Raw genomic sequence first — 12,624 nt, forward strand, 5'->3', positions numbered from 1 at the left:
CTCTTGTATGGCCGCAGAAAGGACAGATTCCCCTATTTCAGCATCATTGTTTTTCCATTTTTTCCAGGCAGATCAACATGGATGCTGGCCGCATCCACAAGTACCTGATAGTCCTTGTGCACAAGTGTCGTGCATGGATCTTCGGTGGCAATCAGCACAGCAAGATGGTGATGCTTTTCGACTGTATACACATCCGGATTCAGCCAGGCTGTATAGCGATGCATTTCACCTGATTTCAAGGTGATATGTCCCGCAGCAGAGGAAGGCAGGTAGCCAGCATCCGGATTGCATAGATCCAGATATCCTCTTGCAAAGACTTTAAAGCATTTATGGGTTGGCACAAGCTTCTTCTCGTCCAGCACAAAACCACCGCCCAGTGCAATGCCATCTTTTCTGACAAGAGATGTCTCTACTTCTGTACGCGGTGCATCATGGCAGCCATAGCTGTCAAATGGCTGCTCGCATACATCTGCCAGCATCACGGTCAGCTTGAGATCATCACATGTCAGTCTGTCTTTGCCAAGATGAAATGTACGCTGATCTGCATCGCTGACATTCTCTGCAAAGGCAGGATTCAGATCGTCAAGTGCTGCGGCAAATGAGACACGCGCAGAGCCTTTGAGGAAAACATCTTCCAAAAGTTCATCACTGATCAGACGCACTGCCGTATTGCTGTGATCCAGACACAGCTTTTCTTCATAGTTGTCTGCCGTGATGTCCTCTTTGTCAAAATCTGTGGAAATCAGAATGTTTCCAGCATGTTCACTTTCCAGGATCGTATGTTTTTTTGAAAAGTATTCCGGATAGGTATCCCATCTGTTTCCATCATGACAGTTCTGTACCAAAAGATCCGGAAACTGCCTGACTTTGGTGCCAAAGAGTTCCCGGGAAAACCATGCATTGACAAGATCATCGTATACCATGCCGTCAATACGCATGCCATAGTGTCCTGCCGGCATATCCGGGGTCATATGATGGCCCTGGTGCAGAATCATGGATACCGGCAGATTGTGCTTTTTGAAAGAGTCGTACATCATCTCTGCCTGTTTGGTCGAGACATTTTCATCATTAAGGCCATGAATGATCAATGCCGAACAGTTCAGCTGATCACTGTGCTCATAGTAGTTGGACTCTTCCCAGTATGGCCCATAGTCAAAGCCGTTTTCTGCCTGTTTGCGGATACGCCAGTCAAAGAACTGTTCCGCTTTTTCTCTGCGGCTCTGTTTTGTAAGATCATCAAGAGAGGACATGCAGTAAAGATCCAGCCAGGCAGAGGTCATCTCCTTTGGCCAGTAGCGCTGTGCGCCCTGCTGGTTGAGGAAGGAATACCAGTCGGCAATGCCAGCAACCGGCACAATCGTTTTTAATCCCTCTATTCCCTCACAGGCAATGGCATATGGCATCGTACCGCCATAGGAGCGTCCCGTCATACCGACAAGGCCGCTGCACCATTCCGGCTTTACAGCAATATCAGATGTCAATGTTGTATAGGCAGTACGGTCACCATGAAGCCATTGAATGACACTGGCAAATGCCATCTTTTCTTCATACATGCCGCAGCCATTAAAGCCAGCAGAGCCGCGGGTGCCCAGGCCTGCACAGCATACCACCGCATAGCCGCGCGCCAGATAGCTGTCATACCAGTCAAGATCCTCATAGCACATGGTGCCTTTGGATAAGGGATCCTCATAGTACCAGTCAGACTGTCTGGCATTCTGCGCATGGACAAGACTGGTGATTTCATCAGACGGAATGACTGGGGCAGGACTGCTGCGCTTGAAATCCATTGGTTTGACTGTCTTTTGTGCAAAGCGCTTCATCGCTTCATAGGAATCTGCTCTTGTCCCGGCAATGTAAGGTCTTGCCTCATAGATCACCGGTGCCTTGTAATCCCCTTCCAAAGCAGAACGGGGTACCTGTACGAGTGCCTTGACACGGTCTCTTCTGCCATCCATGTCTGTGTCATAGTCTGTTTCAACATAAACACAGAAGCGGATGATATCGCTGTCTGCGTTTGTATACCCTTCCTTTCTGCCATCGGTAAAAGGAAAGACGGGCATCGCTTCACCGTTTTCAAATACTGGTTTCATTTGTTTCACCTCACTTCTATGGTAACAAAAAAGATCTGCCAGTTCACTGACAGATCTTCATCTGACTTATGCAGCCAGATCGTGTTCCTTCATGTATTCCTTGATCTTTGTGCGCTGATCAGGCTTGCAAGGCTTGCAGTCTTCGATATGGGACTTGCCGGAAACAAGTGCCTCGGCCATGCCGGAGCAGCCAGGGTTTCCGCAGCCGCCGCAGTTGTAACCAGGCAGCATGGCAAGCAGATCTGCAACTCTTGTGTCCTCTTTGACAGCCAGCTTGTTGCCGGCAATGCCAAGGAATAAGCCGATGACTGCACCAAGGATCACCATCAGCAAGAATGCCTTAAGAATTTCCATCTTTCTTCAGTTCCTCCTCAATCTTGTTTAAAACGTTGCTGCGGAGCTCACAGTCCGTCAGACCGCAGGCTTTGCAGTCCGGATGCAGATTCTCGCATCCCTTCGGAACAGGTGTCCGCTTGTTGGCACGGTAGCTCCAGATCACCAGAGCAAACAGTGCAACAACAATCAGAACCGCATACACGTATTTCATGAATTAAACCAAACCTGCCAAAGCACTGAAGGCAAGAGCCATGATACCAGCGCAGACGAAGGCAATCGGGTTGCCTCTGAATGCTTTCGGAAGATCATTGGTTGCAAGTCTTGTACGGATGGTGGCGAAGATGACCAGCATTAGCATGAAGCCTGCCGGTACAGCGATGGAGTTCACCATGGTTTCAGCCAGCGTATACTTCTGTGTAATGTTATCCATTGCGACATAGAGCACGGTGCAGTTTGTCGTGATCAGAGGCAGATAGATACCAAGAGACTTATACAGAGCCGGAGCCTTCTTCTTGATGAACATTTCAACCAGCTGAACGAATGCAGCAATCAGCAGGATGAAGCAGATCAGCTCCATGTATTCCAGTCCCAGCGGAACCAGTACGCCATAGTACAGAGCCCATGACAGTACGGATGCACAGAAGATGACGAAGATCACAGCGGCGCCCATGCCAATAGCAGAATCCAGCTTGGTGGAGACACCCATGAACGGGCACATGCCAAGGAACTTTGTCAGGATGATGTTATTAATCAGCATGCCGCTGATGAACAGTGTAAACAGATTCATTTGTCAGTCCTTCTTTCCTTTGGATTCCTTGCTGGAGCTCTCTTTGTAAATGGCAATGGCAGCAGCCAGGCAGGCAAATGTGAAGAATGCGCCGGTCTGTGCTGTCAGGATGCTGATCTCATATCCCTTTGGAATCAGTCTCAGGGAGAAGATCACCTGGTTTGTGAACGGGTTGGACAGTGACAGTACGCCAGTGCCAAGGATCTGTCTGATCAGACTCATGGCAAGCAGTGAGCATGTGTAGGCAAAGCCCATCATCAGGCCATCCTTTGCGGAAGCACCAACCGGGTTCTTGCAGGCAAATGCCTCAGCACGTCCCAGGATAATGCAGTTAACAACGATCAGGTCAAGGAATGCTCCCAGTGCTGTGTACAGAGATTCTGTGTACGCATGCATGAACATTTCAATGACGGTAACCAGCGTTGCGATGATGGCAATGTAAACCGGAATATGAATATCATCCGGTGTGATGTTGCGCACCATGGAAACAAGCATGTTGGACAGGGTTAAGACAACCATAACGGCGATGCCCATGCCCAGTGCGTTGTTCAGGCTTGTGGTGATGGCAAGTGTGGAGCAGATGCCAAGATACAGGCCGAATACAGGGTTCTGTGTCAGAAGCTTATGGATAAAGCTTTCTTTTTTCTCAGTGTTCTTTTCACTCATGATTCAGCCTCCTTATCCATTGATCTTGTTGAACAGATCTTCGGCAGCGAGAATGCCGTTCTTGACAGCAGTAGATGTCAGTGTAGCACCGGAAATCATCGGAATATCATCGCCGATCTTGATGCTTTCCACTTTCTTCACATTGTCATCATCGAAGTACTTGGAACCAACACCGTTGGTTTCATTCTGTTCCAGAGCCTTGAAGCCGGAAACGGAACCATCTGTGTTGAAGCCGATCAGGAAGGTCAGACCATTGGAGTTATAACCAATGCCATGGCACTTGAAGATGTAGCCGGAATTGTCGGTTGTCGCATAGACATTGTCGATCAGACCGGTCTCATCCTGAGCCAGATACTTGTCAGTCACATCCTCGAAGTCTGAATCCGGATAGAATTCCTGCAGAGAAGACTTGATGGCAGCGATCTTGTTTTCGGCAATGACCGGTGCTGTCAGAGAGTTGGCTACAGAAAGCAGAAGTCCGCACACAGCACATACAATGCCGAGCAGGATCATCTTATAGGTACTTGAGTCCTTGTTCTTCATTGGGTTCTACCTCCTCACTTTCCGGCAGCCGCCAGTGCAGCTGCAGCCATAGAAGCAATGGATGTTGAAGTATAGGTTGCACCAGTTGTGGCATCTACGCTGTCATCAGCACCCAGTCCCTTGTAAGCAGCCAGGGCATCATCGGCAACAGCCGCATCGCCGACACCCTTTGTGTCGCCGAACTTGGTTACTTCAACCGAAACAATCTTGCCGTCCTTGACGGTAATGGTTGCCTCATTCTCAGAATAATTGCCGCCCATGTTGTTGATCAGACCGAAGCCCTTTGCCTTGCAGGCATAAACGCCATCGGACTGCTCTTCACAGGTTGCTTCATTGTCCTTGAAATCACCATTCAGGGCAATGCCGGTATCCGAAGCAGAGGCAGAAGCTGCTGCAGTGCTTGAACTTGTTGATGCAGATGTGGAAGCGGCAGATTCTGTACTTTCAGAAGCAGCCGGCTTGACAGTAGCACCCATAGCAATGGCAATTACCAGGCAGATGCCGCTGACAATCAGTGTTGTTCTGGCAATCTTCTTGGCATCCTTGATCTGGCTGCCTGCACATGCACGGTCAATAGCCGGTGTCAGCATGTTCATCAGCAGGATGGAATACAGAACGCCATCCGGCAGATTTGCACGCCAGCGGATGATGCAGGTCAGTGCCGCAGCCCCAACCGCAAACATGTACTTGCCCGGAATCGTCACAGGTGATGTGACCGGATCTGTCAGCATGAAGACAGCGCCAAACAGTGTGCCGCCAGCCAGTACGTTGAGCAGAACTGTACCCATGGCATTGCCATTGATCGCAGCTGCAATCAGCGAAATGACGACGATGGAGCCGACATAGACAAGCGGTGTTCTCCAGTTGATATCTTCACGGACAACAAGGAAGATGTAGCACAGGATGATCAGCAGTGTACTTGTCGAGCCGATCACACTTGGGTAGTAGCCCAGGAACATCTTGCCGAAGCCGCCATACTGTGCCATGAAGGAAGAGAAATCAGATCCTTTCATGACCCAGCCTGCACTCTTGATGGTTGCCATCGGTGTGGCGGTTGTTGTGAAGTCAGCATTTGTGGAGCTTGCAAAGCCATTCATGATGATGGCTTCTCCAAAGGCAGCCGGATTAAAGATGTTCTGGCCGAAGCCGCCGAAGACCATCTTGCCAAAGATGATGGCAAAGATAGTAGCTACTGCAATGGCATAGTAGGAAACTGTGATCTTGGAGATCAGCACCATGATCAGGGCTGTCACCCATCCATAGGAATGAGCCAGAGATGATCTGACATCCTTGTGTACAGCCTTGAACCAGAGAGCCTCGGTGATCATTGCCGCCGCAACGCCAGTCAATGCCATGCAGGCAACTCTGACACCATAGTTCACGCCATAAAAGACGCCATAGTAAACAATTGAGAACAGCAGAACCGCAAGCAGGCATACCGTGAGATCGCGCATGATCTCAGATGTTGACTTGCTGTCTCTGTAGTTCGGAGACGCATGGAACGAAAGTTTCATTTTTTAGCACCTGCCTTTTTCATCTGCATCATGATCAGTCTCTTGCCTGTGCGGACATTCTCCGTCACAGCAATCTTGGAAGGACATACATAGCTGCAAAGACCACACTCAATGCAGTCCATCGTATGCAGCTTGTTTAAAGCCTCCATGTCTCTGCCCTTGGCAGCTGCAGCGATCTGAACAGGTTCCAGACCAGCCGGGCAGCTCTCGGTGCATCTGCCGCAGCGCAGGCAGGCGACCTCATCCTCAGGCTTGTTAATCAGAACGGTAAGACCATTGTTCTGCGGTGCAATAGAGAACTCATCCTTGGTGATTGTGCGGCCCATCATTGGTCCGCCGGCAATCAGATACACATCATCAGCCGTATAACCGCCGCAGGCATCAATGATGTCATGGGCAGTTGTACCAACCGGTACATAGACATTCTGCGGATGGCCGACACCATCACCGGATACCGTCACATACTTGTGTGTGATCGGCATGCCGTTGGTCAGCGCATTGCCAAAGGCAATCGCTGTTGTTGCATTGTTCACAATGCAGCCAGCCTGAATCGGCAGCTTGTCATAACGGCGTCCTGTAACCTCATAGACCAGGGTTCTCTCCCAGCCCATCGGATACACATTCGGTACAATCCGGATCTCAACACCAGTACCCTCAAATGTCTGCTTCAGAGCAGCGATCTGCTTGACCTTGTCTTCCTTGATGGCAACGCATGCCTTCTTGGCCTTGGCCAGCTTCCAGAAAGCAAGAACACCGGTCTTGAGAAGATCCATGTTTGCTTCAATATTCTTATAATCTGCAGTCAGGTAAGGCTCACACTCAACCGCATTGATGATCAGCTGCTCGACGTTCTTCGGATCAGCATACTTTACGTATGTCGGGAAGCCCGCACCTCCAAGGCCAAGCATACCGGCATTCTTGCAGAATGCCTGCAGCTCCTCCCAGGAAGCCTTCTCATAATCGAGCGGTGCAAACGGCTTTTCAGCCGTATGCTTGTGATCATTCTGAATCACAAGATGGTCTGCCATCGTAAGACCAGAGGTCATACGCTTCTCAATTCCCGTTACCGTACCGGAAACGGAAGAGAAAAGAGGCAGATAAAAGTGATCATTGCGTTCAGCAACCTTCGTTCCGACTTTGACGTCATCTCCGACTTTCACGCAAGGCGCACACGGCGCATTGCCGTTGACCAGCGGAATGTAAATCACATCCGGGTCAATGGATCTGTTGACTTCTGCAGTCAGTGTCAAATCCTTATGTCCATCCAGATGACGATGCATCGGTCCTGTAAACAGTGACATATCCTCAGTTCCTTTCCCTTAAACAATCGTGAACATTATAGCATTATTAGCAAATTGTCAAATAGACAATGCACCTCCTGTTGTAACCTTCTCCCACAATTTCCACATACTTTACCCATTATTCATATTCATTCAGACATCGCTGAAAACATGCTATAATCCCTACGCTATGAAAAAAATATTGCTTGCGGCCGGTCTGGCTTCCCTGGTTCTGTGCGGATGTTCGACATCCAAAACAGCCAGCACTGCCAGCAGTGACGTTCCCCTGTATTCCAACGTCTCTACCGATGCCGGCTTTGACACAGTTTTCTACTACCAGGAATACAACCAGGACAAGGATGCCTCGGAAGCACACTTCAATGAAGCCGTCAGCCTGTTTACGCACTACAACGATCTGTTCGATATCTATAACAACTACGCTGGCATGAACAACCTCAAGACCGTAAATGACAATGCCGGCATTGCCCCGGTTACGGTGGATCCTGAGATCATTGCCATGCTGGAGGAAGCGAAGCAGTTCTATACGTGGAGTGATGGCGAGTTTGACATCACCATGGGTGCTTTGCTCAATGTATGGCATACATATCGTGAAAATGGCATCACCCTGAATGAGGAAAACAAGCAGGGTCCCCTGCCGACGGATGCAGAGCTCAGTGAGGCTGCATCTCATAAAGGATGGGACAAGGTCGTGATCGATGATTCTGCCAATACCGTATATATAACGGATGCGTCGGTGTCCATTGATGTCGGCGGTATTGCCAAGGGGTATGCTACGGAAAAGATTGCCCAGAAGCTTGCCTCGGAAGACAACATCGGTACGATTGCGATTAATGCCGGCGGCAACAACCGCACCATCAATGCCAAGCCGGATGGATCCCCATGGCGGGTACGCATTCAGAATCCGGATGGCGAAGACAAGCTGATCATTGTCTCTGAAACCGGCAGCTGGTCCTTTGTGACATCAGGTGATTATGAACGCTACTATGTAGCCACGGATGGCAAGAAGTACCATCACATCATTGATCCTGAAACAAACTATCCTGCTGACCGCTACCGTTCCGTTTCCATTATTACCAAAGATTCCAGCGCTGCGGACTGTTTGAGCACGACGCTGTTCACCCTGTCCATGGAAGATGGCCAGAAGGTGCTGGATGAATACGAACAGGCTACCGGCAATCATGCCGATGCGATCTGGGTCATGTCAGAAGATAAAAAGGTCGAAGCCAAGAATGGCAAAGACCACATGGGTTTCTACATTGCCTGGACAGACGGCCTGGATGGAGTGATTACATGGGAGCAGTAATCAAAGCAATCCTGCTTGACACCATCTCAGATGTTGCCAAGATCATTCCGTTCCTGTTTGTTACCTACCTTGTGCTGGAATGGATGGAACATGAAACCGGAAAGAAGTTTGAACACTTTCTGGAAGGCCACCGGAAAATTGCGCCATTGGCAGGTGCCCTGTTTGGTATCGTACCAGAATGCGGCTTTTCTTCAGCAGCCAGCAGCCTGTACGCAACTGGTGTGATCTCGGCCGGCACATTGGCTGCCGTCTATCTTTCCACCAGCGATGAAATGCTGCCGCTGATGATCTCTTCCCATGCCCCGGCAGACAAGATTCTGCCCCTGCTTGCAGTCAAGGTCATCACTGCCATCATTGCCGGCTATCTGGCCGATCTGTTCAGCCGGCACAGCAATATCGATGTTGAGTCTTTCTGCCAGAGAGAGCACTGTGACTGCGAGCATGGCATCCTGCACTCAGCCATTATGCATACACTGACCATCACGATCTGGCTGTTTGTCATCACATTACTGCTCAACGGTGCTGTTGATCTCATCGGCATGGATACCCTGCGTGCCTTTGTCTCCCGGTATCCCAGCCGCTCCGTGCTTGTATGCACACTGATCGGCATGATTCCAAACTGTGCATCTTCCCTGTTATTGACGCAGATGTATCTGGATCAGATGATCCCGTTTGCGGCCGTTGCCGCAGGTCTGCTTGCCAATGCCGGCGTTGGCATGATGGTATTGTTCCGGGTCAATCCCAACATGAAGAACAACTTGAGGATTGTTGGCTATGTCTGGGCGGTATCGTTTGTGACCGGCATCATCCTGCATCTGTTTTAAAAAGAGCATTGTCACCTTGTTTACAGGTATGACAATGCTCTTTTCTGTACACCCGACATGGGTGATAACTCGAGGGTGAAAGTCCCTTGCGCATGTATAGCGGCATGATTCAAAGCGCTAGCCAAAGGCAACGTGGACATCGTGAGGTGTCAACGGAAGGAAGCCGGATGCGGGAACATACTAACCGTGTGGCAAAATCCCGGGCCTACGTACAGAAACCGGATATAAGGCTGTCAGTCTGGACGATCTTCCAGAACAAAGAGAAGTCCAAGCCGCTGAATATGGCAAAGCAGTAAATCCGGAGGCTGGATGGGAGGAAAGTTATCACGCCTTCTTCGGGGAGGTCTCATCGACGAAAGCCGAGGTGAAGAACATCATGCAGGTAAGTAGCAGTAACAACGAACGATGAGAAGTCAGCAGAGGCCGTAGTAGTGAAGAAATCCCGCAATGGGGATGGAGCAAAGGGCCGAACGAATCACCAGCTTCATTTCATGAATGTAGTCAAATCTCTCTGAATGGTCTGTGAGCTCGGATAAAGTCCGTTAAGACCAGAGACGAGACAGCGACGGAAAGGAGAAGCAGACAAATGGCATCACAGTTACTGGAGCTGATTCTTTCAGATAGAAATCTGGAAGAAGCCAGTCGCAAGGTTATGATTAACAAGGGATCTGCAGGTATTGACCGTATGCCTGTAAGCCGATTGCCGGAATATATCGGGCTTCATAAAGATGAAGTGCGGGAACTTATCCGGCACAGACATTACAGACCACTGCCAGTCAAGCGTGTGGAAATTCCGAAGGATGATGGCTCGAAGAGAAATCTGGGTGTGCCGGCAGTCAAAGACAGGCGGATCGAACAAGCAGTAACACAGGTTCTGTCACCAATCTTTGATCGTACATTCTCAGACAGCAGCTATGGGTTCCGACCAGGAAGAAGGGCCAAGCAGGCAATCCTGAAAGCACTCGAATATATGAACGATGGCTATGACTGGATTGTCGACCTAGACCTTTCAAAGTTCTTTGATAACGTCAATCAGGATATATTGATGATTCTGGTACACAACGTTATTAAAGATCCGGACACTGAATCACTCATCAGACGATTCCTGCAGGGAGGCGTTCTGATAGAAGGCAGCTTTGAAGAGACACGGAAAGGAACCGCACAGGGCGGTTTATGTGGAGCTCGGCATAAACCGCCTTATGTAGAGTGAGATATTATGCGGAGTTAATTCTATTCAGTATTCAATTTATGCGTCATATAAGTTTTCTGACTCTGCGTAATGCTATTTGAAACTGTTGAGGAAATCCAGGAGATCCTGGTTCTGCGACCAGTCACCGAATACAGATTCTCCTGCCACTTTCGGTGCAAGTTTAGTAATCGCTTCTGTCTTGAGCCGATTATCTGTACGTGCATAAATCATAGTTGTGGAAATATCTTCGTGACCCAGAAAATCCCGGATATATACGATGTTTATACCAGCAGCCAACATATGCATAGCTTTACTGTGACGTAATACATGCGGATGAACATTTTCCGGAAATGACGGATCGCTCTTACGTATTTCTGCAGAATACTTTTCAACGATATAACTGATTCCGTCTCTGCTCATCTTACCTTTTTCACGATTGACAATAAGAGGACTATCGCTTGGCGCAAATCTTCTTTGGCGTGAAATATATTCAGAAACCAGTTCACCGGTGTTATCAGATATCACAACAGTTCTATATTTATCACCCTTTCCGTGCAGACGTAATGTTGGATTACTTCCCAGATGTATATCCCGTAACTGAATATCACATAATTCTTGGACACGACATCCACTGTCGTAAAGAAGTGTAAGAACAGCTCTATGTCTCAATCCAGTAGGTTTGTTAATATCCGGCAAATTGATCAGCTTCGAAACCTGTTCGACTGTGAGGTATTTAATCTCCCTGCTTGTTGTCTTTGTCTGCTTGATGGTTATCACAGTCTGCAGATTACTGAGATATTCAACGTTTTCAAGTCCTGCGTAATCTGCGAATGATTTCAGCGCCGCAAGCCTTTGGTTGGTTGTAGATATACCTGATCCGTTACTGCGCAGCCACTCAAGATACTCGATCATCAATGAGCGATTGAAATCATTCATCTTAAAATCTGACCAGCTAAGACTTTTCTCCTCCATGATAAATCTGACAAGTAGCTTAAGTGCGTCCTTATAACTGCATACAGTGTTATGAGAATAATTCCTCTGCAGAGGAAGATAATTGGTCAGATAGTCAGTAACCAACCCTGCGAAATCAGTAGTATTCTTTGTCACTGAAGGTCACCTCCTCAATGATGTTGGGAAATGATCTGGAAAGACTTTCTCTGATTGCAGGAAATGACGCGGCAGTAAGTTTAAGATAATAAGCTGTCTCCTCGAATGTTTCATGCCCAAGCATAGTCCGCATATATGGAAGGAAAGCCAATAAATCTTTTTCTTCTTCTACCCATTTTCTTAACAGATTTACACAATAAGTATGCCGAAAATCATGTACACGCGGCCCTTTACCGGTGTGCGGAATTCCAGCTTTGTCAAGATACCGCCGGAAATTATGATAAATGTTATTCAGTTTCATTTCCCGACCAGGACGGATCATGAAGAAATATTCATCCTCAGGGGAATTCAAATGAATCGCATTTTTTAACTCAATACATTTCTGAACTAATGAGGGATGTATTGGGACGATACGATCTTTGTGGTTCTTAGCCATCCGAACAGTCAAATATCCATCAGTAAGGTTAAAGTCACAAATCTTCGCCAATCTCAGTTCTGAAACACGGAGTCCGCTTGTGTAGAGTATCCGGAAAAACACCGGCATTACCTGCGCACGGTACGGACATTCAGCAGGTACCGATTGACTTAGATCCACTGCATTGAAAAATCTCTTCAATTCGTCATCGCTATAGATATGCGCATCATATTTTGGAGAATGGCGAGTTAAACCTTTTCTCGGAATATATGCAGGTATATGTATACTGTCCAGATAAGTACAGAACACTCTGAACTGGCTGATTCTTGAAGCTTGATTGGAACTGGTTTCCCAACTGCGTTTTCTGCACCACTCATCAGAGATTTCTCTCGTGATGACTTTTTCCGTAACACCGTTTTCTATCAGAAAACGATCAATTCGTCTAAAGCCAAGTTTCTCAGTTTTATATGAGAAACCCAAGGCCTGTTTTAAGCTGACAAGATCACGAAATTCATCGTGGAATACACTCTTATATTTAATGTCGGTCAT

General features: G+C 48.2%; 14 protein-coding genes. 4 read left to right on the plus strand and 10 right to left on the minus strand.

Annotation, left to right across the window (positions count from 1 at the left end; all coding sequences use genetic code 11):
- Positions 1-32: 32 nt before the first annotated feature.
- The 8 genes from DHU66_RS01925 to DHU66_RS01960 all read right to left on the minus strand — a co-directional run bounded on the left by DHU66_RS01925 (position 33) and on the right by DHU66_RS01960 (position 7,237).
- Entirely contained in the window at positions 33-2,090 is a 2,058-nt protein-coding gene (locus tag DHU66_RS01925; RefSeq protein WP_108774203.1) for a CocE/NonD family hydrolase, read from the minus strand.
- 66 nt (positions 2,091-2,156) lie between these two features.
- Positions 2,157-2,444, minus strand: a complete 288-nt coding sequence (locus DHU66_RS01930; RefSeq protein ID WP_425349060.1) for a (Fe-S)-binding protein — start codon at positions 2,442-2,444, stop codon at positions 2,157-2,159.
- Positions 2,431-2,637 (minus strand): hypothetical protein, encoded by a 207-nt coding sequence (locus DHU66_RS01935; protein WP_108774204.1) that lies wholly within the window; start codon positions 2,635-2,637, stop codon positions 2,431-2,433. Before DHU66_RS01935 ends, DHU66_RS01930 begins: the two co-directional genes overlap by 14 nt.
- Before the next feature lie 3 nt (positions 2,638-2,640).
- Complete coding sequence (locus DHU66_RS01940; RefSeq protein ID WP_108774205.1) at positions 2,641-3,213, minus strand: electron transport complex protein RnfA; 573 nt, start codon at positions 3,211-3,213, stop codon at positions 2,641-2,643.
- A gap of 3 nt (positions 3,214-3,216) precedes the next feature.
- A complete protein-coding gene (rsxE, locus tag DHU66_RS01945; RefSeq protein WP_108774206.1) occupies positions 3,217-3,879 on the minus strand; it encodes an electron transport complex subunit RsxE in 663 nt (220 codons plus the stop codon).
- Positions 3,880-3,891: 12 nt separating this feature from the next.
- The gene (locus tag DHU66_RS01950) at positions 3,892-4,422 is read right to left on the minus strand and encodes an RnfABCDGE type electron transport complex subunit G (protein ID WP_108774207.1); all 531 of its coding nucleotides are present in this window, start codon (positions 4,420-4,422) and stop codon (positions 3,892-3,894) included.
- Between the two features lie 14 nt (positions 4,423-4,436).
- Entirely contained in the window at positions 4,437-5,936 is a 1,500-nt protein-coding gene (locus DHU66_RS01955; RefSeq protein WP_108774208.1) for an RnfABCDGE type electron transport complex subunit D, read from the minus strand.
- Positions 5,933-7,237 carry an RnfABCDGE type electron transport complex subunit C gene (locus tag DHU66_RS01960; RefSeq protein WP_108774209.1) on the minus strand — a complete coding sequence of 435 codons (1,305 nt, stop codon included), beginning with the start codon at positions 7,235-7,237 and terminating at the stop codon, positions 5,933-5,935. Before DHU66_RS01960 ends, DHU66_RS01955 begins: the two co-directional genes overlap by 4 nt.
- 169 nt (positions 7,238-7,406) lie before the next feature.
- Here DHU66_RS01960 and DHU66_RS01965 point away from each other — a divergent pair, with 169 nt between their 5' ends.
- The 4 genes from DHU66_RS01965 to DHU66_RS01975 all read left to right on the plus strand — a co-directional run bounded on the left by DHU66_RS01965 (position 7,407) and on the right by DHU66_RS01975 (position 10,574).
- Complete coding sequence (locus DHU66_RS01965; protein ID WP_108774210.1) at positions 7,407-8,540, plus strand: FAD:protein FMN transferase; 1,134 nt, start codon at positions 7,407-7,409, stop codon at positions 8,538-8,540.
- Positions 8,528-9,364: a putative manganese transporter gene (locus tag DHU66_RS01970; RefSeq protein ID WP_108774211.1), complete on the plus strand. Its 837-nt coding sequence runs from the start codon at positions 8,528-8,530 to the stop codon at positions 9,362-9,364. Before DHU66_RS01965 ends, DHU66_RS01970 begins: the two co-directional genes overlap by 13 nt.
- A gap of 167 nt (positions 9,365-9,531) precedes the next feature.
- Entirely contained in the window at positions 9,532-9,660 is a 129-nt protein-coding gene (locus DHU66_RS12510) for a hypothetical protein (protein WP_277634875.1), read from the plus strand.
- Positions 9,661-9,950: 290 nt separating this feature from the next.
- On the plus strand, positions 9,951-10,574 hold the full coding sequence (locus tag DHU66_RS01975; RefSeq protein WP_108774212.1) for a reverse transcriptase domain-containing protein: 624 nt from the start codon (positions 9,951-9,953) through the stop codon (positions 10,572-10,574).
- Between the two features lie 72 nt (positions 10,575-10,646).
- Here DHU66_RS01975 and DHU66_RS01980 read toward each other — a convergent pair whose 3' ends face one another.
- Both DHU66_RS01980 and DHU66_RS01985 read right to left on the minus strand, forming a co-directional pair.
- Positions 10,647-11,660 carry a site-specific integrase gene (locus DHU66_RS01980; protein WP_108774213.1) on the minus strand — a complete coding sequence of 338 codons (1,014 nt, stop codon included), beginning with the start codon at positions 11,658-11,660 and terminating at the stop codon, positions 10,647-10,649.
- A complete protein-coding gene (locus DHU66_RS01985) occupies positions 11,641-12,624 on the minus strand; it encodes a tyrosine-type recombinase/integrase (RefSeq protein WP_108774486.1) in 984 nt (327 codons plus the stop codon). The genes DHU66_RS01980 and DHU66_RS01985 overlap by 20 nt, the downstream gene beginning before the upstream one ends.

Origin of the sequence: Lactimicrobium massiliense (genome assembly GCF_900343155.1) — a bacterium.
In the GTDB taxonomy this organism is placed as follows: Bacteria; Bacillota_I; Bacilli_A; order Erysipelotrichales; family Erysipelotrichaceae; genus Bulleidia; species Bulleidia massiliensis.

Excerpts from the sequence above, each read along its gene's own strand:
- DHU66_RS01970 (WP_108774211.1), top strand. The coding sequence starts at position 8,528 with ATGGGAGCAGTAATCAAAGCAATCCTGCTTGACACCATCTCAGATGTT.
- DHU66_RS01940 (WP_108774205.1), bottom strand. The coding sequence starts at position 3,213 with ATGAATCTGTTTACACTGTTCATCAGCGGCATGCTGATTAATAACATC.
- rsxE (WP_108774206.1), bottom strand. The coding sequence starts at position 3,879 with ATGAGTGAAAAGAACACTGAGAAAAAAGAAAGCTTTATCCATAAGCTT.
- DHU66_RS01985 (WP_108774486.1), bottom strand. The coding sequence starts at position 12,624 with ATGACCGACATTAAATATAAGAGTGTATTCCACGATGAATTTCGTGAT.
- DHU66_RS01965 (WP_108774210.1), top strand. The coding sequence starts at position 7,407 with ATGAAAAAAATATTGCTTGCGGCCGGTCTGGCTTCCCTGGTTCTGTGC.
- DHU66_RS01925 (WP_108774203.1), bottom strand. The coding sequence starts at position 2,090 with ATGAAACCAGTATTTGAAAACGGTGAAGCGATGCCCGTCTTTCCTTTT.
- DHU66_RS01930 (WP_425349060.1), bottom strand. The coding sequence starts at position 2,444 with ATGGAAATTCTTAAGGCATTCTTGCTGATGGTGATCCTTGGTGCAGTC.
- DHU66_RS01960 (WP_108774209.1), bottom strand. The coding sequence starts at position 7,237 with ATGTCACTGTTTACAGGACCGATGCATCGTCATCTGGATGGACATAAG.
- DHU66_RS01955 (WP_108774208.1), bottom strand. The coding sequence starts at position 5,936 with ATGAAACTTTCGTTCCATGCGTCTCCGAACTACAGAGACAGCAAGTCA.
- DHU66_RS12510 (WP_277634875.1), top strand. The coding sequence starts at position 9,532 with ATGCGGGAACATACTAACCGTGTGGCAAAATCCCGGGCCTACGTACAG.
- DHU66_RS01935 (WP_108774204.1), bottom strand. The coding sequence starts at position 2,637 with ATGAAATACGTGTATGCGGTTCTGATTGTTGTTGCACTGTTTGCTCTG.
- DHU66_RS01975 (WP_108774212.1), top strand. The coding sequence starts at position 9,951 with ATGGCATCACAGTTACTGGAGCTGATTCTTTCAGATAGAAATCTGGAA.
- DHU66_RS01950 (WP_108774207.1), bottom strand. The coding sequence starts at position 4,422 with ATGAAGAACAAGGACTCAAGTACCTATAAGATGATCCTGCTCGGCATT.